Source organism: bacterium (assembly GCA_018830565.1).
GTDB lineage: Bacteria > UBA9089 > JAHJRX01 > JAHJRX01 > JAHJRX01 > JAHJRX01.
Genome location: JAHJRX010000035.1, coordinates 1 through 25,501, shown reverse-complemented (window position 1 = coordinate 25,501; position 25,501 = coordinate 1). Strand labels below are relative to the sequence as shown.

At 34.3% G+C, this 25,501-nt stretch carries 24 protein-coding genes; 4 read left to right on the top strand and 20 right to left on the bottom strand.

The features are described from left to right. Window positions 1-28 precede the first annotated feature (28 nt). The 13 genes from KJ849_02795 to glyS all read right to left on the bottom strand — a co-directional run bounded on the left by KJ849_02795 (window position 29) and on the right by glyS (window position 13,623). Window positions 29-1,063: a protein arginine kinase gene (locus KJ849_02795; protein ID MBU2599489.1), complete on the bottom strand. Its 1,035-nt coding sequence runs from the start codon at window positions 1,061-1,063 to the stop codon at window positions 29-31. A 9-nt stretch (window positions 1,064-1,072) separates the two neighbouring features. Then, window positions 1,073-1,573, bottom strand: a complete 501-nt coding sequence (locus tag KJ849_02790; GenBank protein MBU2599488.1) for a UvrB/UvrC motif-containing protein — start codon at window positions 1,571-1,573, stop codon at window positions 1,073-1,075. Window positions 1,574-1,737: 164 nt separating this feature from the next. Further along, window positions 1,738-2,613 (bottom strand): branched-chain-amino-acid transaminase, encoded by an 876-nt coding sequence (ilvE, locus tag KJ849_02785; protein MBU2599487.1) that lies wholly within the window; start codon window positions 2,611-2,613, stop codon window positions 1,738-1,740. Window positions 2,614-2,663: 50 nt separating this feature from the next. Then, a complete protein-coding gene (locus KJ849_02780; protein ID MBU2599486.1) occupies window positions 2,664-3,350 on the bottom strand; it encodes an ABC transporter ATP-binding protein in 687 nt (228 codons plus the stop codon). Continuing rightward, the gene (locus tag KJ849_02775; protein ID MBU2599485.1) at window positions 3,343-4,578 is read right to left on the bottom strand and encodes a lipoprotein-releasing ABC transporter permease subunit; all 1,236 of its coding nucleotides are present in this window, start codon (window positions 4,576-4,578) and stop codon (window positions 3,343-3,345) included. Before KJ849_02775 ends, KJ849_02780 begins: the two co-directional genes overlap by 8 nt. Window positions 4,579-4,767: 189 nt before the next feature. After that, the gene (locus KJ849_02770) at window positions 4,768-5,376 is read right to left on the bottom strand and encodes a FumA C-terminus/TtdB family hydratase beta subunit (protein MBU2599484.1); all 609 of its coding nucleotides are present in this window, start codon (window positions 5,374-5,376) and stop codon (window positions 4,768-4,770) included. Next, complete coding sequence (locus KJ849_02765; protein ID MBU2599483.1) at window positions 5,369-6,241, bottom strand: fumarate hydratase; 873 nt, start codon at window positions 6,239-6,241, stop codon at window positions 5,369-5,371. The genes KJ849_02770 and KJ849_02765 overlap by 8 nt, the downstream gene beginning before the upstream one ends. A 132-nt stretch (window positions 6,242-6,373) precedes the next feature. Next, window positions 6,374-7,384 carry an isocitrate/isopropylmalate dehydrogenase family protein gene (locus KJ849_02760; GenBank protein MBU2599482.1) on the bottom strand — a complete coding sequence of 337 codons (1,011 nt, stop codon included), beginning with the start codon at window positions 7,382-7,384 and terminating at the stop codon, window positions 6,374-6,376. Between the two features lie 25 nt (window positions 7,385-7,409). Beyond that, complete coding sequence (locus KJ849_02755; GenBank protein MBU2599481.1) at window positions 7,410-8,606, bottom strand: pyridoxal phosphate-dependent aminotransferase; 1,197 nt, start codon at window positions 8,604-8,606, stop codon at window positions 7,410-7,412. A 72-nt stretch (window positions 8,607-8,678) separates the two neighbouring features. After that, complete coding sequence (locus KJ849_02750; protein MBU2599480.1) at window positions 8,679-9,626, bottom strand: MCE family protein; 948 nt, start codon at window positions 9,624-9,626, stop codon at window positions 8,679-8,681. Window positions 9,627-9,651: 25 nt separating this feature from the next. After that, a complete protein-coding gene (locus KJ849_02745; protein ID MBU2599479.1) occupies window positions 9,652-10,401 on the bottom strand; it encodes an ATP-binding cassette domain-containing protein in 750 nt (249 codons plus the stop codon). 19 nt (window positions 10,402-10,420) lie between these two features. Beyond that, window positions 10,421-11,209 carry an ABC transporter permease gene (locus KJ849_02740; protein ID MBU2599478.1) on the bottom strand — a complete coding sequence of 263 codons (789 nt, stop codon included), beginning with the start codon at window positions 11,207-11,209 and terminating at the stop codon, window positions 10,421-10,423. Window positions 11,210-11,556: 347 nt separating this feature from the next. After that, on the bottom strand, window positions 11,557-13,623 hold the full coding sequence (gene glyS / locus KJ849_02735; protein MBU2599477.1) for a glycine--tRNA ligase subunit beta: 2,067 nt from the start codon (window positions 13,621-13,623) through the stop codon (window positions 11,557-11,559). Window positions 13,624-13,850: 227 nt separating this feature from the next. Here glyS and KJ849_02730 point away from each other — a divergent pair, with 227 nt between their 5' ends. Further along, window positions 13,851-14,978 carry a glycosyltransferase family 9 protein gene (locus KJ849_02730; GenBank protein ID MBU2599476.1) on the top strand — a complete coding sequence of 376 codons (1,128 nt, stop codon included), beginning with the start codon at window positions 13,851-13,853 and terminating at the stop codon, window positions 14,976-14,978. A gap of 55 nt (window positions 14,979-15,033) precedes the next feature. On the opposite strand, the gene KJ849_02725 is transcribed toward KJ849_02730, so the two are convergent. Together KJ849_02725 and KJ849_02720 are read right to left on the bottom strand one after the other, a co-directional pair. Beyond that, window positions 15,034-15,972: a glycosyltransferase family 2 protein gene (locus KJ849_02725; GenBank protein ID MBU2599475.1), complete on the bottom strand. Its 939-nt coding sequence runs from the start codon at window positions 15,970-15,972 to the stop codon at window positions 15,034-15,036. Further along, on the bottom strand, window positions 15,972-17,732 hold the full coding sequence (locus KJ849_02720) for a radical SAM protein (GenBank protein ID MBU2599474.1): 1,761 nt from the start codon (window positions 17,730-17,732) through the stop codon (window positions 15,972-15,974). Before KJ849_02720 ends, KJ849_02725 begins: the two co-directional genes overlap by 1 nt. A gap of 393 nt (window positions 17,733-18,125) precedes the next feature. Here KJ849_02720 and KJ849_02715 point away from each other — a divergent pair, with 393 nt between their 5' ends. After that, the gene (locus KJ849_02715) at window positions 18,126-18,983 is read left to right on the top strand and encodes a prohibitin family protein (GenBank protein ID MBU2599473.1); all 858 of its coding nucleotides are present in this window, start codon (window positions 18,126-18,128) and stop codon (window positions 18,981-18,983) included. A 31-nt stretch (window positions 18,984-19,014) separates the two neighbouring features. Beyond that, a complete protein-coding gene (locus KJ849_02710) occupies window positions 19,015-19,293 on the top strand; it encodes a hypothetical protein (GenBank protein MBU2599472.1) in 279 nt (92 codons plus the stop codon). A 329-nt stretch (window positions 19,294-19,622) separates the two neighbouring features. Here the strand turns inward: KJ849_02710 and nadA are convergent, their stop codons facing one another. The 5 genes from nadA to bioB are packed head-to-tail and all read right to left on the bottom strand — an operon-like array spanning window position 19,623 to window position 24,247. Then, the gene (gene nadA / locus KJ849_02705; protein ID MBU2599471.1) at window positions 19,623-20,528 is read right to left on the bottom strand and encodes a quinolinate synthase NadA; all 906 of its coding nucleotides are present in this window, start codon (window positions 20,526-20,528) and stop codon (window positions 19,623-19,625) included. Between the two features lie 12 nt (window positions 20,529-20,540). Next, window positions 20,541-21,326, bottom strand: a complete 786-nt coding sequence (fdhD, locus tag KJ849_02700; protein MBU2599470.1) for a formate dehydrogenase accessory sulfurtransferase FdhD — start codon at window positions 21,324-21,326, stop codon at window positions 20,541-20,543. A 25-nt stretch (window positions 21,327-21,351) separates the two neighbouring features. Continuing rightward, a complete protein-coding gene (mnmA, locus tag KJ849_02695; protein MBU2599469.1) occupies window positions 21,352-22,431 on the bottom strand; it encodes a tRNA 2-thiouridine(34) synthase MnmA in 1,080 nt (359 codons plus the stop codon). Window positions 22,432-22,434: 3 nt separating this feature from the next. Beyond that, entirely contained in the window at window positions 22,435-23,229 is a 795-nt protein-coding gene (gene larE, locus KJ849_02690) for an ATP-dependent sacrificial sulfur transferase LarE (GenBank protein ID MBU2599468.1), read from the bottom strand. Between the two features lie 34 nt (window positions 23,230-23,263). Then, window positions 23,264-24,247, bottom strand: a complete 984-nt coding sequence (bioB, locus tag KJ849_02685; GenBank protein MBU2599467.1) for a biotin synthase BioB — start codon at window positions 24,245-24,247, stop codon at window positions 23,264-23,266. A gap of 171 nt (window positions 24,248-24,418) precedes the next feature. Here bioB and KJ849_02680 point away from each other — a divergent pair, with 171 nt between their 5' ends. Continuing rightward, window positions 24,419-25,342: a transposase gene (locus tag KJ849_02680; protein ID MBU2599466.1), complete on the top strand. Its 924-nt coding sequence runs from the start codon at window positions 24,419-24,421 to the stop codon at window positions 25,340-25,342. Window positions 25,343-25,501: the final 159 nt, after the last annotated feature.

Here is a 25,501-nt window from a genome sequence, read left to right as displayed (position 1 = left end):
TAGCTAATTTGAAATTTAAAAATAACTTTTAAGTGATAGAAAATTTTTCTCTGATTAATTCTGCTCGTTTTACATCTCTCTGTTCTGGAGTAAGAGGAGTGTTAAAAAATTTTTGAATATGAGCTGGTTGAGTAATAACAAGAAGTTCATTTAAAATTTCCAAGGAGATATCCTTTAATATGCCACTGCTTACCCCTAATCTTACGACAGAAAGAAGATTTATGGCTTCGTTAGAATCAATAACTCGAGCATGGGTTAAGGTAGCGTAAGCTCTAAATGTTTTATCTTCTAATTGAATAGCCGATTCTTTAATTAACAATTCTTGGGCATTTTTTTCATAATTAATAATTTGTTTTGAAATCTTTTCCACATGATCAATGGTCTCTTCTTCTGATCGTCCTAAGGTGATCTGATTAGATATTTGAAATAAATTTCCTAAGATTTCACTCCCTTCTCCATATAAACCTCTAATCGTTAATCCTAATTGAGAAACTCCTTTTAATACTTTATTTATTTGTCCAGTTAAGATAAGAGCTGGTAGATGAATCATTATTGAAGCCCTTATTCCAGTTCCTACATTAGTAGGACAAGCCGTTAAATATCCCCATTGAGGAGAAATAGCGTAATCCAATACCTCGGAAAGAGAATCGTCAATTTTATTAATAAGATCCCAAGCTTCGAAAAGGTTTAAACCTGCATCCAAGCTTTGAATTCTTAGATGATCTTCTTCGTTGACCATAAGGCTACCCATCTCTTTCTGGCTAACAATGAGCAGACCATTTTTACTATTGGCATGTTCTAAACTAATAAGATGTCTTTCTATTAAGTACTGCTTTTCTAATGAGGTTAATTTATCTAAATCATAATATTTAGAGTTAATTAAATAAGGGCACTTTTTTGTGGCTTCTTCGACCAAAGAGACCACTTTTCTTAAACTTTCTTTTTTCGCCCAATGAGGAAAGGGAATCTTGTTTACATTCCTGGCTAAACGAATGCGGCTACTGATCACTATATCGCGGTGAGGAGTATTGTTCTTTAACCAATCACAGCTAAAAGTATTCATCTACTTTAACTAAATTATTCCTTCCAATTTTTTTAGTTTATCCCTTATTTTAGCAGCTTCTTCATACTTTTCTAATTTTATTGTTTTTTGTAGTTTTTCTCTCAATTTAATAATCTCTCTTTTGGAAGAGATCTCTTTAGAAATATGACGAGGTATTTTTCCGGTGTGATGAGTAGCCCCATGAATTTTTTGCAAAATATTTTCAATCTTGGCAGAGAAGGTTTCGTAACACTCACTACAACCAAAAAGACCTAATTTTTTAAAGTCATTAAGGGTTAGTCCACAACACTTACATCCTTCTTTCTTTTTAGAAGAAATTTTAATATCCCCAACTTCACTTAGGTCAGAACTTAGGTCAGTAAAGAGATTAGCAAAAGAAAGAGAAAAAGAATCATCCAAGCCTTTCTTTTGAGCACAGGACATACATAAATGGATCTCTGTTAAGCTATTATTAATAACTTCAGTGTAATGAAGGGAAGCTTTCTCCTTCTGGCAATTATCACAAAGCACTATCTAACCTCCAAGTAGTAAGAAAACAAAACAGGTAAACGTTTAGCCGTCAGATGTCAGCCGGAAGCTTTGTCTCAGGAATTAAAGTAGCAGTGGCTTGGCATCTTCTCTTGAAATTCCCCATAGACTGATACTTAAAGGCTGACAAAATTTTAACCATAATTTTAAGCAACAACCGTTCCTTCATTTTGAGTTAGTTCTGTAAAGGCATTTCTTAAGCTGGTCGTAATCTTACCTGGCTTTCCATTTCCTATCATTCTTCCGTCAACCGTTATTATTGGAATAATCTCAGCGGCTGTACCGGTTAAAAACATTTCCTCGGCGGTATATAAATCATAACGCGTTAAAACATCTTCCTTAGCCTCAATCTTTAGTTTTAAAGATAAGCCTAAGACTACTTCTCTGGTAATGCCTCTTAAAGCACCTACCCAACAAGGAGGAGTAACAAGACAACTATCTTTGACAATAAAAATATTTTCACCGGTGCATTCAGTAACCAAGCCTTCACTATTTAACATCACTGCTTCTAAAAAGCCAGCATTAGTAGCTTCTATCTTAGCTAAGATATTATTAAGGTAGTTTAAAGACTTGATACAAGGATTCACTGCTTCAGGAATATTTCTCCTCGTAGGCACCGTAATTATTTCCAACCCATGCTCATAAAACTCTTCTGAATATAAGACAATCTTATCAGTAATGATAAATATGGTTGGCTGAGGACATTTTTGAGGATCCAAGCCTAAATCACCTACTCCTCTTGTCACCACTAAGCGAATATAAGCATTCTTTAAATTATTAGATCTTAATGTTAAAAGCACCGCTTCTTTAAGCTCTTTTAAGCTTAAAGGAATATTTAAGTTAATGGCCTTAGCGGAATCAGATAGTCGTTTTAAATGCTCCTCTAATTTAAAGACTCGGCCATTATATGAACGAATTCCTTCAAAGATACCATCACCATAGAGAAGACCATGATCAAAGACAGATATCTTTGCTTCTTCTTTGGGGACTAACTTACCATCTAAATAAACTAAAAGGGACATAGATAATCATACTCCTTTCATTATAAAACTTATAATAAAGTATATCAAACTTAATGATTAGTTTCAAACAATTTTCCTTCCTTTAAAAAGAAAATTTTATCTGCCTTCTTAGCTAATTCTTCATTATGGGTAACAAATATTAAAATTTTATGGTTTTCTTTAACTATTTCATAAAGAAGGCTAAAGACTTCTCTGGCGGTTTGAGAATCTAAATTACCCGTAGGTTCATCAGCTAAGATTATCTTTGGATCATTAATTAGAGAGCGGGCAATGGCTACCCTTTGTTGCTCACCAAAAGAAAGCTCTTTAGGTTTATGAAAAAATCTCTCTTTTAAGTTTAGTTTAGATAATAAGATTTTTGCTCTTTCTTCAATTTTATCCTTAGATTCTCCTTTAATGAGCCCAGGAAGAATTACATTTTCTAAGGCTGTAAATTCCGAAAGTAGATAATGAAATTGAAAAACAAATCCTAATTTTTCACATCTAAACTTATTTAACTCTTTATCAGAGAGCATTAATAAATTCCTTTCCTCCAATAAGATACTTCCTTGATCAGGTCTATCTAAGGTACCTAAAAGATGCAAGAGAGTACTTTTACCTACCCCAGAAACACCACAAATAGCTACTACCTCCTTTTTATTAACTGAAAAGTTAAGATCTTTTAATATCTCAAGACTTCCGTGGGGTGTTTGATAAGATCTAGAAATATTGACAGCCTTAAAGAGACTATTATTCATAAGCCAAAGCCTTTACTGGGTCTAGTTTAGCGGCATTCATAGATGGATAGATAGTGGCTAAAAAACATAAAAAGACAGAGGAAAAAAATATATAAATTACATCTTGAGTTTGAATCCAAATAGGTAAATAATTGATATAATAAATATCACTGGGTAGTTTAATGAATTGATAATGAGAAAGCAAATGAGAACCAGTTATTCCTAAAATAGTTCCTAATATCGTTCCTGCCAAGCCAATAATGAAACCTTTTAAGATAAAGATAGACATAATGCTTTTCTGACTTGCTCCTAAAGCCTTTAAGATGCCAATATCTTTAGTCTTGTCTACGACGGTCATCACTAAACTGGCGGTGATATTAAAAGCCGCCACAAAGACAATCAAAGCTAATATTAAGAACATGACTATTTTTTCTAAGGCTAAAGCAGAAAATAAATTTTTATTAGACTCCATCCAAGTATAAACCCAATAAGAAAGACCAATCTTTTTTCTAATCTTATTAGCTATCTCTTCTGCTTTATAGATATCTGAAACTTTTATAGTTAGGGTAGAAATATCTTGGTGAAAGCCAAATATTTCACCAGCTTTATTTAAAGAGATATAAGCCCTACTTCTATCATATTCATACATACCTGAAGCAAAGATACCGCTAACCACAAAATCTTCAACATGAGGTTCTAAATCTTTTTCGCCTTTGATGTTAGTAAGATTATTATATTTAGGAGAAATTAAGGTAATTTTTTCATTTACAGAAACTCCAAGAGCCAAGGCTAATTCTTTGCCGATAATGATACCTTTTTCTTGAGGGTAAAATTCATATCTTCCTTCTACGATATCTTTTTTTAGATTAGTGAGATTAGCTTCTAATTCTAAGTTTACACCCAATAAACTTATTCCTGCTACTTGATATTTAGAACATAAAATTGCCTGACCTTCAACTAAAGGAGCAATGCCTAAAATATCTTCTTCTGAGTTTGAAATCTTTCTCATAAGCAAAGGGTAATTACTAATTCCTTTTTTTTGAATATCAGTGATAAAAATATGAGCATTACTACTTAAGATTTTTTCTTTAAGATCTTTTTCAAATCCATTCATGACTGAAATAACCATATTAAGAGACATTACGCCAACAATTACACCTAAGATGGAGATAAGGGTAATTAGAGAGACAAATCTTTTTCCTTGTTTAGAAGTTACATATCTAAAAGCAATCAATAATTCATATTTCATATTTTATATTCTTATTCTTTGAGATTCTTTAAGACAAATAAATCAGGTTGGCAAAAAAGTAGTTAAAAAAAACTCTATACCTTAAGTCATAGACTTAAGACGATAAAGGAAGATTTTCGGTGGTGTCCTTGAATAGCTAACTTGTGTAAGATGGGGATAAATTCATTTTAAATTGCAAATTTCGACCTTTTAAGTCCTTATTTTATTCAAGGAAGTTATTATTCTTTCTTTGTTTTCTAAGTAGATATTTCTTCCATAGCTATCAATATCTATAAATAAGGGACCAAAGTCTTCTATTCTTAACTTCCACACGGCTTCCGTAAGACCATTTTCAGCTAACCAAAAATTTGCTAATACTTCTTTTACTCCTTTGGTAAGCAGGGCAGCTGCTCCACCAATAGTTCCAAAATAAACACAACCATATCTTTGCATAGCTTTGGTTGTTTCTTTACCCATTCCACCTTTGCCAATGACGCCTCTTAAATTAAATTCCTTAATGAAAGTAGGCTCGATAGATTCTAACTTTATACTGGTGGTAGAGCCTACACAGATAGGGATAAACTTAAGATTTTCTTCTTTTATAATTGCTCCTGTGTGAAAGATGACCGCATTATTTAAAGGAAAAGGTAAATCTTGCTTCTTGTTTTTTAAGAGATACTCATCCATAATTTTACGATGAGCTAAGTCTCGACAGATAAAAATCTCTCCTGTTAAGAAAACAATGTCCCTTACTTTTAATCTTCTCACCGTTTCTTCAGATAAAGGAGTCTTTAAGTAAATAAAGTTTAAGTTATTCAAATTCTATCTTTTCCTCAGAAAATATTTTAACTTTGGCTCTTCTTCCAGGCCAGCATTGGTTAGTGATGGCTACCGGATAAACAGAAGTATGGACTCCTATTACTTCAACATTAACAGCTAAGACGGTATTTTTTCCTCCTCTGCCCATAGGACCAATGCCTAAAGCATTAATCTTTTCCTTCAATCTTTCTTCTAATCTGGCTATTTCTTGATCAGAATTTCTTTGGCTAAGAGAACGAAGAGTTGCTTTCTTAGCTAAATGAAGAGCAATATCAGCCCCCCCTCCAATTCCTATGCCCATTATATAAGGAGGACAAGGCTTACCCATAAAGTCAATGGCGGTTTCTACGACATATTCTTCCACTTCTTTAAGCAAAGTTACCGAGTTCATCATCTTCAGACTACTCATATTTTCACTACCGCCACCTTTGGGCAAAAAGGTAATCTCTAAATAGTCATTTTCAGTAAGATCAAACCAGCCATAAGGAAAGCCTGCTCCGGTGTTATCATTATCTCCAATATATCGCCGCGTAATAGGACAAACTACATTTCTCCTTAAGGGAATTTCATTGGTGGCTTTTATAACCGCTATCTTTAAAGCTTCTTTAAGATTAAAATCAAGAAAAAATTTTCTGCCTAAATTAATAAAGAATATAGGCACTCCGGTGTCTTGACAAAGAGGTAGCTCTTTTTCTTCAGCAAATTTTATATTTTCTAACATTAAGCCTATCTGGTATTTACCAAGCTCTTCTTCTTGAAAAAGACACTTCTTTAAAGCTTCTTTTACATCTAAAGGCGAAGATATGACCGTCTTCTTTATTAATGAATAAATAACCTCGATAAATTTTTCTTTAGAAATACTCATTGGATTTTTCTTATAGTAGTTGTTAACGAAAACCGGACATAGGAAATGGAAAGACAAAAACTTAGTGAAATTGGTAGTGCTTGGTAGTACTATGCAACTAATATTTTTTTAAGGTTAATTTTTAATGGTAAGTTAGATACTTTTAATCATATCAGCTATAGCTTGAGCCATTTGAGAAGTAGTTGCCTGGCCACCTAAATCATAAGTTACCTCACGACCTTCCTTTAATACTTGTTTTACGGCCGCGGTAATTTTTTGGGAAGCTCTGTTTTCTCCTAAATAATCAAGAAGCATCGCACCAGAAAGGATAGTAGCGGTAGGATTGGCCTTGTTTTGGCCAGCATACTTGGGAGCGCTGCCATGGACCGGTTCAAAGGTAGCATATTCACTTCCAATGTTAGCTCCAGGGACTACTCCTAACCCTCCTACCAGTCCCGCGCAAAGATCAGAAAGAATATCCCCAAATAAGTTAGTGGTGACAATGACATCATACTCTTGAGGCTTTTTTACAAGTTGCATGGCCATATTATCTACAATCCGATCTTCAAAGGTAATTTCTGGAAAAAGAGCAGCTGTCTCCATGGCTACTTCTAAAAATAAGCCACAAGTAGCTTTCATGATATTAGCTTTATGGACAACGGTAACTTTCTTTCGATTTTTTTGCTTAGCGTATTCAAAAGCAAATCGAACAATTCTTTCACTTGCTTTACGGGTAATGATTCGAATACACTCGGCCGCACTTCTTTCTTTATCGATAAAGTGTTCTACTCCACTATACATTCCTTCTGTATTTTCTCTAATGATGACTAAATCTAGATCTTCATATTTAGTCCCTTTTATAGGAAGAGATATAGCTGGTCGAACACCGGCATATAGGTTAAGTTCTTTCCTAAGAGCTACATTAACACTTGAAAAGCCAGAACCAATAGGGGTAGTAAGAGGTCCTTTTAGGGCTACCTTATAAGTCTTAATAGAGGCCAAGCAAGATTCTGGTAAAGGAGTATTGTTCTTTCTTAAAGCTGCTTCACCTGCTTCTTCTTGATGCCATTTGATAATTACTCCTGTAGCTTCAATGACTTTTAAAGCTGCCTCTACCACTTCTGGCCCAATGCCATCTCCTTTAATTAATACTGCTTGATACATAAACTCCTCTTAAATTTATTCTTAACTATTTAGTAAGCTTAGCTACGGCTTCTTCGATCCTGGTTAAACCTTCAATGATATTCTTCATTGAGGTGGCATAAGATAGTCTAATATTTTGAGCGCTTCCAAAGCTTTCTCCTGGAACTACAGCTACTTTAACTTCTTCTAATAGATATTCAGCTAATGAGTTAGCCCTATCGATATGATAGTCTTTATATTTGGTGCCAAATAAGCCTAAAATATTAGGAAAAACATAAAAAGCGCCGTAAGGAATAACACAACTCACACCCATAATATTATTGAGTCTTTCTACCATATACTTTCTTCGCTTGTCAAATTCTAAGCGCATTTCTTCTATACTAGCTTGGTCTTCTTCTAAAGCTGCTATGGTTGCATGTTGAGCGATGGTGTTAGGGCAAGAAGTAGAGTGGTCTTGAATGTTAGCCATAGCTTGAATGATATATCTATTAGCCGCGGTATAGCCAATTCTCCAGCCGGTCATTGAGTATGCCTTTGAAACTCCATTTACGGTAATGGTAAGATACTTAATCTCTTTTCCAAGTGAAGCGATACTCACAAACTTCTTATCTTCATAGACTAATTTTTCATAAATTTCATCAGAGATGATAAAAATATTATTTTCTAAGGCTATCTCGGCTAATTCTTTTAGTTCTTCTTTTTCGTATAAAATTCCCGTCGGATTAGAAGGAGAATTAATAATTATCGCTTTAGTCTTCTTGGTAATATTTTCTCTAAAGGCCTCAGGAGTAAGTTTAAAGTTATTCTCTTCTAAAGTATTTACCAATACAGGCACCGCTTCGGCTAATTTAACCATTTCAGGATAACTTACCCAGTAAGGAGCAGGAATAATCACCTGATCATCTTTATTGCAAAGAGCTAAGATGATATTAAAGAGAGAATGTTTTGCTCCACAAGAGACAATGACTTCTTCTGGAGTGTAGTTTAAATTATTCTCAGTCTTAAACTTGTAACAGATGGCTTCTTTAAGTTTTGGTAATCCAGAAGTGGGCGTATATTTAGTCTGGCCTTGCTTGATAGCAATAATTGCAGCTTCTTTTATCTTTTGAGGGGTATCAAAATCAGGTTCACCAGCACCAAATCCAATCACATCAATACCTTGGGCTTTCATCTGGTTTACTTTAGAGGTAATAGCTAAAGTAGCTGAAGGAGATAATTTACTAGCGCGACAAGAAATCATAATTTTTCCTCACTTTTAAAAAGTAGTTTAAAAACTATTAGTTAATATAACCACATCAAAGAGTCGATGTCAAGATTATTCTTTCCTGATTAATCTCCAGGGTCTTTCTTTTAAATCCTTGGCTAAGCCTTGAACTTCTTTACTGGTAACTTCTAAATTTTGGAGGATATTCTTAATTTGGCTCTTATTTTCGCTGGTAATTTCATTTAAATTAACTAAAACAGAACTTAACAAGATTAAATTCTGGTCTAATTGAGAGATAACTTTAGTAACTTCTTCTTTATGACCAGATACCACCTCTGTGGCCTGGCTAATATCTTTAGTGGTTTGTTGAAAGCTTTCTATGACTTGCTCAATCTTAATTAAGTTTTTTTGGACTAACTGGAAAGTTTCCTTTGCTTCTGTAGTAAGAAGATTAAAGTTGGCCGTTATTTCTTGAGCTTCTTTATTAACGGTACTTAAAGTCTGATTAAAGTTAGTCGTTATTTCTTGAGCTTCTTTATTAACGGTGTCTAAGGCCAGGTTAAGTTTATTAGCCTCGAAGAAAGCAGAGATATCTTTGGCGACTAAGTTAAAATTGTCAGCTACTTCTTCTGCTTTAGCTAAAAGAACATCTCCTTCAAATTCCAGGCTTTTTAACTGGTCACCTTGCTTAAGAAATCCTTTACTCTCTTTAGGTGGAATTAGTTCAATATATTTTTGGCCAATCAGCCCTTTACTGGCAATCTTAGTGATCGTCTCTTTAGGAATAACTACATCTTCTTCAATAAATAAGGATAAGTTAAAATAAACTTTTGGCTGACAGCTCATGACTATCTTGTCTAAATGTCCTACTTGATAACCTCCTAATGTTATCTCATCTCCTTCTTGAAGACCACCAAGGTTATGGTAATTTACCTTTAGGTAGTAACCTTTCTTCATAAACTTTGATTGGAAGGTGATAAAGATTACCCCTACAAAGATTAATAATCCAACAATGACAAATAATCCTACAAAAAAATTATATCTTCTTTCAAGATTCATGATTATCTCCTTGTTTGGCATATAGCTAACTAATAGTTTTTTGAATATTAATAAATTGCTGGACTGGTGGCTCATTGCTAGCGTAAAGCTCTTCTGGGGAACCACAGTATATTAGCTTTCCCTGATCTAATATCCCAAAACGATGAGCAATGGGTATAAATGGCAGCCAATGATTAGCTACAATTATACTGGTGCAACTCATCTCTTCTGAATACTGCTTAATGATCTTAACAATCTTTTGTTGTAGAAAAGAGTCAAAATTTTCTAAAGGTTGGCGATAAAAGATAATCTGCGGTTGACTAACTAAGGCTCTGGCTAATTCTACCAACCTTTTTTCTTCCAGAGAGAGTTCAAATGGTAATTTATCTTCATATTTAGACAGCCCTAATAAAGCCAGTAATTCTTTGGTTCTTTTTAGATGATTGCCTTTAGGAAAGTGGTATTCCAAAGGAAGAAGTAAGTTACTTAAGATCGACCTATTACTAATTAAAGCTGGTGGGTAAGCCATATAACTAATTTGGAGTTTACGACGATAATCTATGAGCTGGTGGTAAGTAGCTCTTTTAAAATCATAACCTCCTACCAAGATTTCTCCTTCTTGAGGTTTTATCAGTCCTAAGCAAAGATTTAAGAAGGTTACTTTATCAGCTTCGGTGGGGCCAGTCAGGACATAGATTTCTCCGGGATAAATACTTAAAGTAATCTCTCTTAAAGAACCTCCTTTGAGATCTTCTAAAAAGACCCTCTCTAAACGAATAATAGCTTCTTTGTCCATAGTTATAAATAATAGAAAGTTATGAATAATAGAAGATAAAAGCTAATAAACTATTAAAGAAAAAGATAGTTGAGATCGATCTAACCACTGTCTTAGTTGCTGCTTGGGGTATCTCAGTAAGCGAGCCTTTAATAATTAACCCTTGATAACAACCAATCGTGGCAATGGTAAAGCCAAATAATAAACCCTTAACTCCACTTAAGATTAAATCTTTCAAAGCCAGAGATTGTTTTAGTCCACTCATAAAAGCAATTAGAGGTAGTTTTATCTTTAGATAAGAGACCAGATAACCACCCCCCAAAGCAATCACATCAAAATAGACAACCAGACAAAAGACAGAGATAGCTACTCCCAAAAGCCGAGGAATAATGATAAACTGATATGGATTAATACCCATCACTTCTAAAGCATTGATTTCATGGTTAATCTTCATACTACATAGTTCGGTAGCAATAGCTGTTCCTGACCGGCCAATGACGATAAAAGCTACCATCAGGGGACCTAATTCTCGAATAATAACTAAGGTGATAATGCTTCCAATATAGTCAGAAGCACCAATCTTTGGTAAATAAGTAGCTGCTTGGATAATGACCACTATTCCTAAAAGAAGCGCTAGTTTATTAACTAAGGGTAAGGCATTTATTCCAGTAAACCTTATTTGGGAGAAGAGGACATTCATGTTTGCTCTTAAACTACTCTTTTGAAGATAAAAAAGAGAAATAACAGCATCTACAAGTAATTGAATAATTTGGTTAATATTTTTTAGAGATTCTAAAATTTTATTTCCAATTTGAATAATAAGATTCATTTAAATATATTCGCCTCTTTTTACCAAAAAATTAGACTTTTAGTTCTTTCCTCTTCATCTCTTTTAATAACTCCGTGGGAGAAAAAGGCTATAGGTAATCTTATAGTCTAAATTCCCGAATTTTTAGGTGATTCCTGCGAATAGCTAACTTGTGTAAGATTGTGTAAGATGGGGATAAATTCATTTTAAATTGCAAATTTAGCATTTTAAATTTACACCTTGCAATGATAAATTTGTAATGAATAATCCACCTTTTTTATATTTTTTTCAGATACCTCATTATAACTAAACTATTGTCGGACACCGCCCAATTTTTTATATTTTGTCAACTATTTTTGTCGTTATATCTATATCTTAAGATTAGAAAAATCAATAAGTTTCAAAGAAAGATCTTTAATTTGATAAAGTAAAGCTAACCTATTTTGCCTTAACTCTTCATCCTCTACCATCACCATAACTTTATCAAAAAAATAGTTAATCGGCTGAGTAAAACAAGTAAGTTTATCTAAAGCTTCTTGGTATCTTTGCTCTAATAACATCTTTAGTATCTCTCCTTTTAGACCCTGGTAAATTTCAAATAACTTCTTCTCACCTTCTTCTAAAAGAAGGTTATCTTTTATTTTACCCTCATAAGTATTCTTTTGAAGAATATTATAAATTCTCTTAAGAGCTGTAGCTAATTCTAAAAATTCTTTTTGCTGTTTATTTTCTTTAATCAGATAACTAATCTCTAAAGCTCGATTAGGAAGACTAAAATTCTTACTTACAGCTTCAATGATATCTAAGTCAATCTTCCGCTGACTAAAGATAAACTTAATTCTCTCTTCTAAAAAACTCTTGATATTTCCTTTAAGTCTCTCTCTTTCTTCTTTGATTTCCCAAATATTTAAACTTTCATCTATTAATTTATCTAAGGAAACGTCTATTTTAAAATTTAAGAGAATATTAATTATTCCTTGGGCTTGTCGTCGAAACCCATAAGGATCTTGAGAGCTATGATAAGAAATGCCAAGAGAAAAACATCCTACGAGGGTATCTAAACGATCGCTTATTCCTAAAATAGCTCCTATCTTGTTTTGAGGTAAGGTATCTTCTGCAAATCGAGGCAAGTAATGGTCTTTAATCGCTAAAGCTACTTCTTCTTTTTCCCCAGCAGCTTTAGCATAATAATAACCCATAATTCCTTGAAGATTAGGAAATTCCTTGACCATCTCGGTACTTAAATCAGCTTTACATAAAAAAGCTGCTCTTTTAATGGCTTCAGTTAGATTTGGACTAACCTCTTTTGAGATAATTTCAGCTAAATTAATCAGTCTTTGGGTCTTATCCCATAAAGATCCTAATTTATTCTGCCAAATGATATTTTTTTCTTTCTCCACTCTTTCTTTTAAAAGTACCTTTTGATCTTCCTTAAAGAAGAAAGAAGCATCGGTTAAACGAGCTAATACTACCCTCTCGTTACCTTGAATAATGTTACCACTTGCTTCTTTAGAAAAAGAGTTACTCACTAATAAAAAGTAAGGCAACAGACAATGATGAGTATCTTTTAAAGAAAAACATCGCTGATGTTCTTTTAAGGAAGTAATTAAGACTTCTTGAGGTAAGTTAACAAATTCTTGATTAAACCTGCCTAAATAAACGGAAGGATATTCAGTCAGATAAGTAACTCTCTCTAATAATTCTTCATCTTCCACTAAGATAGCTTTTAGTTCCGCTGTCTTTTTCTTCAGCTGAGATAAAATATGGGCTTTTCTTTCTTTTTGATCCAGGATCACATAGTTATCTCTTAAAACTTTAAAGAAATCTTCTCCTTTAGCTACTTCAATTCCTTGATTAGTCTTAAACCGATGGCCATAAGTTACAACAGAAGAAATAATATTTCCTAAGGAAAAATTAACTCTTTCTTCTCCCCAAAGACATAGGATCCATCTTATGGGTCGAATAAACTTAATATCCTTAGCTTCCCAACGCATGGTCTTAGGCAAAGATAAAGAGTTAATAATTTCAGGAAGAATAATCGGTAAAAGACAAGCCGTATCTTTTCCTGAAATAACTTTGGAGATAGATATTCTTTTTCCTTTGGGAGTCTCTTTAATTTTTAAATCGGTAACTTTTGCTTGATGAGATTTAGCAAAACCTAAAGCAGTAGAGGTAGGGTTTCCTTTTTCGTCGAAAGAGATTTGGATATCTGGGCCCATTATTTCTTGAGTTATTTCTTTAGTCTTAGTAGCTAAATTTTTAATGAAGACAACTAATCTTCTTGGTGTGCCATAAGTCTCTATGTTTTCGGACCATAAATTTTCTCTCTTTAAGATATTTAAAGTCTTATCCCCTAATTGATGGATTATTTTTTCCATCGCATAAGAAGGCATCTCTTCACTTCCAATCTCTAACACTAAATCTTTTACTTCCATTGTTCACTTTTGATTCGGAACAGCCACCATTTATTTTATTTTTTGGTAATTATAAACAATCTGGCGCTAAATTACAAAGATATTTTACTAAATGATGTTACTAAAATTTCAAAATATTCTCTTTTCTATAATTATATCTGGTAATTATAAATGTCTGGTAATTATAAATGATTTGACACTAAAATATCAATAAGATATAATAAGGAAAAGGCAAAAGGAGAAAAAGTATGAAATTGAGATTAGATTGTCGTTATTTGATAGGAGAAAAACCATGTAAATATAAGAGCCTCTGTGAAGACTGCTCAAATTACAAACCTATGGGCAAAAGGCTTTTAATTATCAAATTAGGCGCCATGGGAGATGTGCTTCGCACTACCCCTCTCTTAAAACTTCTCCGAGAAAAATATGATCCTGGTCACATTACTTGGGTCTCCGATAAAGCTTCTTTTCAGTTATTAAAAGAAAATCCTTTGATTGATAAATTGTACATCTTAGACCTAAATACAATTCTAAGATTACAAGTAGAAGAATTTGATATCTTATATTGCTTAGATAAAGATACAGGAGCCACAAGTTTAGCCAGCCTCGTTAAAAGCAAAGAAAAATTAGGCTATGGTTTAGAAGCTCATGGTAATATCTATCCTTTAAATAAAGAAGCAGAATATTCTTTCCAGTTAGGCATTAATGACCCCTTAAAGTTTAAAAAAAATAAACAAAGTTATCAAGAGTTTATCTTTGAAGCTATTGGTTTAAAATTTCAAGGTGAAGAATATATCTTACCAGTTAGTGACGAAGATTTAAAATATGGCCAAAATCTTATTAAAAGTAAAGAAATAAAAGAAGGCGATTTAGTGATCGGACTTAACACTGGTTGTGGACCTATCTTTGCTACTAAAAAGTGGACACTGGAAGGATATGTGACTTTGGCTAATAAACTCCATCGAGAATTAAAAGCCAAGGTCTTACTTTTGGGCGGACCAGAAGAGGTGGAAAGAAATAGTCAGATTAAATCTTTGGTAGATTTCCCGATTATTGACACTGGTTGCGATAACACTTTGATGCAGTTTGCTGGTATTGTAAATAGTTGTCATCTTATTATTACAGGAGACTCTATTGCCATGCATTTTGCGATTGCTTTAAAGAGATTAGTCTTAGCTATCTTTGGCTCTACTTGTGCCCAAGAAGTATATTTCTACAATCGAGGTAAAGCTATGGTCCCTGATTTAGAATGTGCTCCTTGTTATAGAAAAATATGTCTTGATGCTCCTACTTCTGCCAAATGTATGCAATTAATTACCGTAGAAGAAGTTTATCAAGAAATAGTGGGGTTATTAAAGGTACATAATCTCATTTAAGAATAACAAATTTATCGCCCCAAAATGACGTCAAATGATGAAAAGAAGAAGATAATCAAAGATTATTTTGATAAGGTGCGCCGAAAAGGGCTAATACTTCTTTATCTGAAAGTGTATCTCGCCCCTTTTCCTTCTTCCTTTTTTGAAGGACTTGAGGAAGTTTCTTTAAGGCTTTAAATATACATCTCCAAAAACGAAAATTTCTTTTGATTAAGTCTCTTAATAAAAATAAAGGGACAAAAAAGAGGTGAGCTAAAATATAACTAAAATCAGTCATATTTTTCCAGGTAAAGAGATAATTATTGCAACCTGATAAATATTTTACCTTCTTTACTTGAGTAGCAATAGTAGCTTGATGTTTATGAAACATTAAACTTTTTGGTTCATAAATACATTTCCATCCCCTCTTCCAGGCTCGATAGCAGATATCTATATCTTCATAGTATAAGGGATAGAACAAGTTGTCAAAACCACCAAGTTCTAAAAATTTCTTTTTGTCAAAAGCTCCTGCCCCTCCACAAACAAAAGGAATATAATAAGAAGTATCTGATTGGGGAGCAGTAAATATACTAAAATGACCTCTTTTAAATATGATTCGATAGTTTCCTGCTAAATAACTAGTTTCGTCAAATTGAAATAACTTTCCACCTACCGCAAAGACATCTTCTCTTTTAAAGTATTCCAAGAGGGGAAAAAATGAATCTTCTCTAACTTTTAGATCATTATTTAAGAGAATGACTACTTCTCCACTGGAATTTAAGACCCCAAAATTAGTAGCTCCTTGAAAACCAAGATTGCGTTCTGGGATAAGGACTTTAAAGGAAGGAAAGTTACTCTTAATAAATTCTACACTATTGTCTTGACTGCAATCATCTACAATTAATACCTCATACTCTCTATCTTTATCTTTGTCTACTACCTTTAAGATAGAAGGTAAACATTCTTCTAAAAGCTTTCTTCCATTCCAATTGGTAATCACCAGACTTACTTTCACTATTTCACCTGCTCTATCTCTCCGTCAGGATTAATAGCGATGATCTTTTTAGGATTTAAAGACATAGCTAATCTATTTACTTCTTGAAAACCTCTTCCTGTTGAATTATTATACAAGACGACCACTAAATCAAAATCTTCATTGGTAAGTTGTGGTAACAATAACTTATCAAAAGTATCTAAGTTGATAAAACCATCTCCATAAACATAAATCTTATTGACATTAAGATTGTCTTCTATCACATTCTTTATATTTGCTTGGCATAAAATATCTATCTTTGAGTCTGGAAATATCTTCTTTAGCGCTTCCATTCCCAAATTTACTTGCCACATTCTTCCAGATCGTAAAAGTAAAACCTTCTTGATGTTATCCAAAAGATGAATTTGTAAATTATTTATTAGTTTAGGTAGGAATTTTATCCTCTTTCTTTCTTCTAAGCCTTGATCATAGCATTGAAAAGCATAACGAAAAGTTTGATAAATATCATTTGAGGAATATGCCGGGTAACTTATTACCGCAGATTGAGCTCCATCAAACTTTCTTAAGTCTTCATTAATTAAATATCCTTTTTCTTGGGCGATCTTATAAAAAGGAGTCCCTGGTTGAGGGGTGCAAATAGAGATTTGCAAGTCACATAAAAGATCCTTGCTGGTTATGTCTTGAATTAAACGAGCGGTCTTTTCGTCTTCTTCCTTGATAGAACCTAAGGCTCCAAAAAGAAAGGTTCCGTAAATCTTCATTCCCGCTTCTTTTGCTTCTTCTAAAACTTGATACAGTCTTTCTATGTTAAACTTACTTTTTAGCCCAATGCATTCAGCAATCTTAGCGCTGGCGGTTTCTATGCCAATCCTTAATTTATAATAACCAGCTTTCCGCATAGCAGCAAGCATTTCTTGATCGAGATTCCAATAACCACACATAGCGGTATAATGAAGGTCATTTAATCCTGCTTCGACTATAGCTTTAGAAAGTTCAAGAATATAAGCTTTTGAAGCATTATGAACCTCTTCATCAAAAAACCCACCTTCCATTTGGGGATATTTATTCCTAAGGTATTTAAGTTCAGCTACTACCTCCTTAGGATTTCGTGGTCTCCAATTAGGTTTTAGATAGTAAAGATTCCCACAGACACAAAAGACACATTGCAAAGGACATCCTCTAGTGGCATATAGTTGGATCTCTTGATATTCACAATTTGGTTCATGATATTTTATCCGGGCCACATCATCATCTTCAGGCCAAGGAAGAGTATTAAAGTTTAAAAGAGGTCTTCTCTGATTGGGATAAAGACCAAGGATACCAGAAGGATTCTTTCCTTGAATTAGTTCTAAGACAGTATATTCATACTCTCCAATACCAACATAATCAATCCCGGCTTTTAATACTTCATCAGGATAAGCGATGGCATGTTGACCACAAAAGACTAACTTTGTGCCCAACACTTCTTTGCAAGCCAAAGCTAATCTCAAATCTTCATCATAAGTCCGGGACGATGGTTCCATGATTAGCCAATCTGGCTTTTCTTCTTTAAGTACTTCAAGATATCTCTTAAAATCCCATTTTTCTAAGCAGCCATCGAGAAGTTTAATCTTATTATTAGTCTCTCTTTTCAAAAGACTTGAAGTGTAAGCTAATTCCCATGGATAGTAAGTAAATTGCTCTTTATAATCTTTAGCAGAAAATGACCACCTACTTGGAGAATGAACAATATAATAACCATCTTTATCTATGCCTACTGAATTAGCAAGAACTACCTTCAATTAAAGACCCCTTTATTTTTAAAAGACAAAATTTTAAAGTAAATTTAAAGTAAATAAGTTAACTTAAATGAGATGGTAATTGCTTTTATAGAAATTGTCAAATAATATTTTGGCTTGTGCCACAGCCTGCCAAAATGAAAATTATTACCAGAGTATTACCAGAGGAAATAGATAGAGGAATTGATCTTATAATCTCAAAAATAATCTCAAAAGAAAAAATTAAGTGGACAATATTTAAACATTGGTATATTATTAAAGAATTAAATTTAGCTAACAGTGATTTTAAAAGAATTTTATCGAAATATGTCGAAATATAAAATCCACAGGTCAAAAGGGCTGGGCTTCTTTTATCCACCAGCCGTTAACTAAAATTTTTAAAGAGGAGGTAGTATAATGGATGAAAGAGATATTTATAGGGCTAAGGAGGCCATGCAGTCTGCAATGAAGGGAGGTCCTATGAGGCTGGCTGTAATTATTGGAGCAATTCTGATTGGCTTTTTGTTTTTCCATCCATGGGCCATGGTTGGGCCAGGCGAAAGAGGAATTGTTCTTAATTTTGGCGCTGTCGGGAAAGATGTGCTTGGAGAAGGACTGCATTTTAGGATACCTATAATGCAGAAGGTTGTCCTGATGGATGTTAAGGTTCAGAAGACAGGGACAGATGCTGCATCTGCCTCGGCTGATCTTCAGGATGTGAGTTCAGCGGTGGCGCTCAACTATCATGTCATACCTGATAAGGCAAATATTGTCTATCAAACTCTGGGGATAGAATTCAAGGAACGGATTATAGACCCGGCCATACAAGAGGTAATGAAAGCTGTGTCAGCCAAGTATTCAGCAGAAGAGCTTATCACCAAGAGGGCAGCAGTAAGCGATTCCATAAAAGAAGAACTTGCTGAAAGACTATTAGCGTATAATATAGCCGTTGATGCGTTTTCTATTGTCTCATTTAGTTTCTCCGAGATATTTACGGAAGCTATTGAGTCAAAGCAAACCGCAGAACAACTTGCCCTAAAGGCAAAGAGAGACTTGGATAGGATAAAGATCGAGGCAGAGCAGAAGATTACCGCAGCCACAGCCGAGGCAGAGTCATTAAGGTTACAGAAAGTAAATATTACACCAGACCTGATAGAACTGAGAAAGATAGAGGCCAACCTCAAAGCTATAGATAAATGGAACGGAATACTTCCCCAAGTTACGGGTAGTGGCGCTGTGCCATTTATTAGTGCAGGTGAAATAGAGAGAAGATAAACAAATAATCATAAGAAAAGTAGAGAATTCCTTGTTTAGAGTTGTTATTCTGTTTATTATCGTAGGTATCGTAGGAAGTATTATCGCTAAAAAAAAGGGACATAGCCCCATCTTGTGGTTTTTCTTGTGTGTAATTGCTCCGTTACTTATAGCGGTTATTATTGTCCTTCCACCTTTGGCATCTAAAGGATACACTAAAGCATGCTTCTACTGTACAGAGATCATTAAAGAAAATGCCGTAGTTTGCAAGTATTGTGGTAGAGAACTACCCATAGAAATGATCAAGGTATCCTCATTTGACAAGGATTAACCTTGATCATGAAATTTTAAGGCTCAATCTCGTTGGTTGCCATTAATGTTGGCATTTATTTTTCATGATATATTTTTCTTATCGGCCAAGAGATTTCTATTCCCTCTTGGCTGGACCTTTTTTGCTTGGTTTGTTATTCAAGTTATAAGTCTGACTATATCTTGATAGGTTACTATCATTGTCAGGATAATAAATAATGACAACCCTACCAAATTAACCAACTGGTAAGTTTTTAAATTTAAAGGTTTTTTCTTTGTAGATTCTATTAGGAGCATAAACAACAATCTGAGATTTCAAGTAATGTTTTTTAGCCAACTTGTTTTGCTTGATTAGATCTCAAGCATTCTCTCCACGGCTTTCTTTGCTTTTAGGCGAATATCTTCCTCAATTTCTATTTGGTATTTCATCTCTTCTAATGCCCACAAAACTTTTTCTAAGGTAGTTAATTTCATATTAGGACATTCAGCTAAGACTGAAGCTGGGAAGAATCTCTTCTCTGGGTTTTCTTTCTTTAATCGATGGATGATGCCATTTTCGGTTCCAATAATAAATTCCGTGGCTTTTGATTCCTTGACCCATTTAACTATGCCCATAGTACTTAGGGCTTGATCAGCCATCTCTATTACATCACGAGTACATTCTGGATGAACAATGATTTCAGCTTTTGGATAACGTTCCTTAAGAAGTAAGATATTTTCTGGTAAGATCTTCAGGTGAGTAGCACAATAACCATCCCATAAGATTAATCTTCTTTTGGCTATTCTGGAAGTATAGTCTCCTAACCATTTATCGGGAATGAAGATGATCTCTTTATCTTGAGGAATTGACTCTACTACTTTTACTGCATTGGCAGAAGTGCAGCATATATCTGACTCTGCTTTAATCTCTACGGCTGAGTTGACATAACAAACCACCACTGCCCCTGGATACTCCTTTTTCTTTTGGCGGAGTTCTTTAAGAGTAATCATATTAGCTAAGGGGCAACCTGCCTTTAAATCTGGTAGTAAAACTACTTTCCCTGGAGATAAAATCTTGGCAGCTTCTGCCATAAATAGCACTCCACAAAAGAGTATAATCTCAGCTGAAGTAGTAGCTGCTTTCCTGGAAAGATCGATAGAATCTCCTACGAAATCAGCAATGTCTTGAACTTCACCTCTTTGGTAGTTATGAGCTAAAATAACCACCTTTTTCTCCTTTTTTAAACTTTCTATCTTGGCCACTAAATCTTTTTGCATTCCCCTTCTCCTTTAAATTAAAATTCTTTCTTCATAAGTATAAATATTCATCTTTTCCCCACGCACAAAGCCTACCAGAGTTAGGCCAAGTTTTTCTGCCAGTTTAATGGCCAAGTCAGTAGGAGCGCCGTGAGAAATAATCATTGGAATTTCCCATTTTGCCACCTTAAGTAAGATTTCTGAAGTTATCCTACCGCTGGTCAAGATGAGCTTGTCTAAAGTAAAAACTCCTTCCCAGAAGCATTCCCCTAAAACCTTGTCTAAGGCATTATGTCGACCAAGATCTTCTTGAAATTTGAGAATCTTTCCATCTTGGCATAAGGCACAGCTGTGAACACCACCAGTCTTTTTAAATAAAAGAGAGCTATTTTGAAATTCTCTCATTAAGTTTAAAACCTCAGAGTAATGAAGCTTCATCTTACTCTGGATGATAGAAGAACCTAAGACATCATTAATTGAATAAAATATAGTTCCCTTTCCGCACCCTGAGGTAATCATTCTTTTGGCAAAACTCTTTTTTACTAACTCTAAACTATCTTCTACCTCAACCTTGATGATACCTCTTTCTTGATCGAGGGAGATATCCTTGATATCTTCTTTCTTCTTTATAAAACCCTCACCAGCTAAAAATCCTATCGCTAAATATATTAGCTGACAAGGAGTGCAGAGTAAAGTTACTAATTCTTCTCCGTTTAGAAAGATAGTTAAGGGAGTTTCTTTAATTACTTTGTCCTCAACCTCTTCTTTTTCTTTTAATCTAATTCTCGTTATTTTAAAACTTTCTACTTCTGCCTCCATCTTTATCTGGAGTAAATCGTTATCATCAAGAGGTATCTTCTTTTCCAATTACCCCTCCTCCTGTAATCACCCCCTCTTGATAAAAGACTACTGATTGACCGCAAGCTATAGCTCGCTGTGGTTCTTTAAATTTTATCCTTACTTTTCCATCTAAGATTGGAGTAATAATAGCCTCGGCTTCCTTATGAAGAAAGCGAATCTTAGCCATAACCTCCATCTCTGCGGTCAGCTTTTCCATAGCAATCCAGTTTACTTCCTGAGCTATTAATTCTCGACGATACAATAAAGCTTCTTCGCCAACTACCAGAACATTCTTTTTAGAGTCAATAGACAAGACATAAAGTGGCTTGCCTGTAGCAATGCCTAATCCTTTACGTTGGCCAATCGTAAAAAAAGCTACCCCTGGATGCCTACCTAATATCTTATTGCTTTTATCTAAAATTAAACCAGGCTCTTGATCTTTATCTAATCTCTTTTTAATAAACTCCTGATAATGATTATCAGGAATAAAACATATTTCCTGACTTTCTGGTTTATTATAAACTTTTAACCCTCTGGAATAAGCTATCTTTCTTACTTCTTCTTTTTTGTGTTCACCGAGAGGCATAAGGAGATGTTTTAGCTGATACTGAGAAAGACGATATAAAAAATAAGACTGATCCTTGGTTAGATCCTTTCCTTTTTCAATAACATACCGTCCATCTTTTTTTAAGACTCTGGCATAATGACCAGTAGCTAAATAATCTGCTCCTAATTGTTTAGCTTTATCAAGCAATAAACCAAACTTTACTTTGGCATTACAAACCACGCACGGATTTGGAGTCTGACCATTAAGGTACTCATTCACAAAATATCTGACTACTTCTCTTTCAAACTCTTCTTTATAATCAAGGAGATAATATTCAATCTTTAATTGATCAGCTATATCTTGAGCATCAGGAAATGCTTGCAAAGAACAACAACTATCTGCTTTTTCAATTTTACAGCTGGACGGGAGAAGATCCATGGTAATACCCACCACCTCATACCCTGCTTCTTTGAGTAAGTAGGCGGCGGTAGAGGAATCTACTCCGCCACTCATGGCTATTACCACTCGTTTGGCCATTTTTTACTCCTCGTTCATACTTCCAGAGCGATACCCTGCTAAGTCGAGAGTCACATAAATGTAGCCAAGTTTCTTAAATTTGTCAACTATTCTCCCTTGTTTAGCTAAAAGAATAGGCAAGTCTTGTCTTTCTACTTCAATTCGACAGAGATTTTCATAATGTCTTACTCGAACTTGCCAGATACCTAATCTTCTAAGGTATTCTTCTGCTTTCTCTACCATCTTTAAGGTCTCAAAGCTAATTTGTTTACCATAAGGAAACCGAGAGGCCAAACAAGCTGAGGAAGGTTTGTGGTAAGTAGATAAACCCATCATCTTTGATACCTGTCGCACTTCATCTTTGGTCAAGCCTACTTCTTCTAAAGGTGAGCAGACACCAAGCTCTTTAGCTGCTTGCCTACCTGGTCGAAAATCAGAAATATCAGAAACATTTGAGCCATCTAAAACATAAGAAAGCTTGTATTTGGCAGCTATTTGAAAAAGTTTTTCAAATAATTCTTTTTTACAAAGATAACATCTATTTTTAGGATTGTCAACAAAACCAGGGATATTTAATTCATCTCCTTCGATTATCAAATGAGCTACTTTTAATTTTTTTGCCATAGCTTTTGCTACTTTAAGCTCCTCTGTAGAATAAAGAGGAGATTTAGCAGTAACTGCTAATACCTTTTCTCCTAATGTCCTACGAGCTATCTCAATGACCAGTGTAGAATCTACCCCACCAGAGTAAGCTACTAAAACACTACCCATTTTTTTGAGAAGAACTTCTACCTGCTCTATCTTTTCCTTAATCTCCATCCTTGTCTTTTTACTCTTTTCTTCTGGCACTTCTTTAATCTTTCCTCTCTAGACCCACTTCCAGCTCAAAGTCTTTGATGAACCTAAGATCTTCTTCTGGTGGTCTTCCTGAGGTAGTGAGGTAATTTCCAATCATCACTCCATTAGCTCCAGCATAATACATCCAGGCTTGAAGATCCCTGAGGTTAACATCTCGCCCGCCACCTAATCTGATATCTCTTTGAGGATGAATAAATCTAAAGAGGGCAATTATTCGTAATATCTCAAATGGAGCTATTCTCTCTATACTACTTAAAGGAGTACCAGAAATAGGATTAAGAAAATTTAAGGGAATAGAGTCAACCCTTAACTCTCGTAACTTGAAAGCAACATTAATCCTATCCTGCCATGTCTCTCCTACCCCAAAAATGCCACCTGAACAAACCTCAAGTCCTGCTTCTTTTACCAATTTAATAGTTTCTACTCTTTCTGCATGAGAATGACTCAAGCAAAGCTTTGAAAAAAAATCTTCTGAAGTTTCTAAGTTATGATGATATCTTTTTAAGCCTACTTCCTTAAGGAAATGAATATATTCCAAAGTGAGCTTGCCTAAAGAAGCACAAGGAAGAATTTCACCTTCTTGATTTAGAGATTTGATAGCTTGGCAGACTCTTTCTATCTCTTTTGAGTTAAGCTTTCTACCACTAGTTACGATGCCAAACCTCTTGGCTCCGTCAAGCTTTGCTTGATGTGCTTCTGCTAAGATCTTTTTTTCTTCTACTAAGGGATGCGTAAGAATTTGGGTTTGATAAAGAGCTGATTGAGCACAAAACTTACAGTCTTCGGAACATTTACCACTTTTGGCATTGATAATGCTACAAGTATCAATCTTTTTATCTTTAAATTTTTCCCGAAGGTAATTTGCCCAGAATAAAAGTTCAAATAAAGGAGTTTGAGTTAAATAAAGAGCATCATCTATCCCTAAATCAAGACCTTTTATAACTAATAAAGCTATCTTTGTTAATCTTTCATCAATCATTTCTAAGTTATCTTATGTTTTTTTATAACTAAAATCAAGCTTTTTTTATCATAGTAGGGGTCAGACCTCGAAAGCAGAATTAACTTGGCAAAATAAGAATGATGTGTTATTATGAGAACTATTATGGCAAGACCTTGGAGAATACAATACGAAGGTGCAGTTTATCATGTTATGTCAAGAGGAGTTGCTCAAGGAGAGATATATACCATTAATGAAGACTATCATCGTTTTTTAGAATACCTTGAGAAGGTTGTAGAGAAATTTGGGATAGAGATTTTTGCATTTGTGCTAATGGGGAATCATTATCATTTATTATTGCGTACTAAAGAGGCAAATCTTTCCAGGGCAATACAGTGGTTACAAACATCTTATAGTGTTTACTACAATCGGAGACATAACAGAAGCGGACATTTATTTCAAGGACGATATAAAAGCATACTTGTAGGTGAAGAAAATTACTGGGAAAACTTAAGTTTTTATATTCACTTAAATCCAATTCGGGCAGGAATGGTAAAGGAATTAAATGAGTATAAATGGAGCAGTTATCATGATTATGCAGGGATAAAGAAAGTACATAAATGGGTATTGAGAGAAGAGGTATTAAGAGGATTAGGGAAGAGTGAAGAAGATGCCCGGATTAAATATCAACAGTTAATAATGGAGAGGTGTGGGCAGGAGAAGAGGATTTTAGAAAAGATAAGATATGGATTAGTTTTAGGTAGTGATAAATTTGTTAGTTGGATAGAGAAGAAGTTTGTGAACAGAAAGGTTATAAACAGTGAATTACCACAACAGAGAAGGTTGGGTGATAACGAAGTTGCTGAAAAGGTATTAGATGCAGTAATAAATGGATTTGGGGTAGAGAAGGATAGAATAATAAAAAGGAGAAGATTTCGGCAGGAGACAGCCAGGGATGTAGCGATTTATATTTTATATAGTTACACTGGATTGAGTAATAAGAAAATAGGTGAGATGTTTGGAGTAACTTCGACTGCAATAGGTAAAACAAGTATTCGAGTAAAAGAACAGATAAACAAACATAAAGAATTTCAAAAGAAAGTAGAGGGTATAGTTAATTCTGCTTTCGAGGTCTGACCCCAATCCAATCTTTTCTCCTGTAACAGCAAAATGAAAATGTCCTGTTTTCCGTTAAATAGAAATGTCCTATTTTGTATTAGATAAAAATGATCTTTTATATGGGTTTATTTTAAACTTCCTCCAAGGGTGATCCAATGGAAGAATATGCACCTTTCT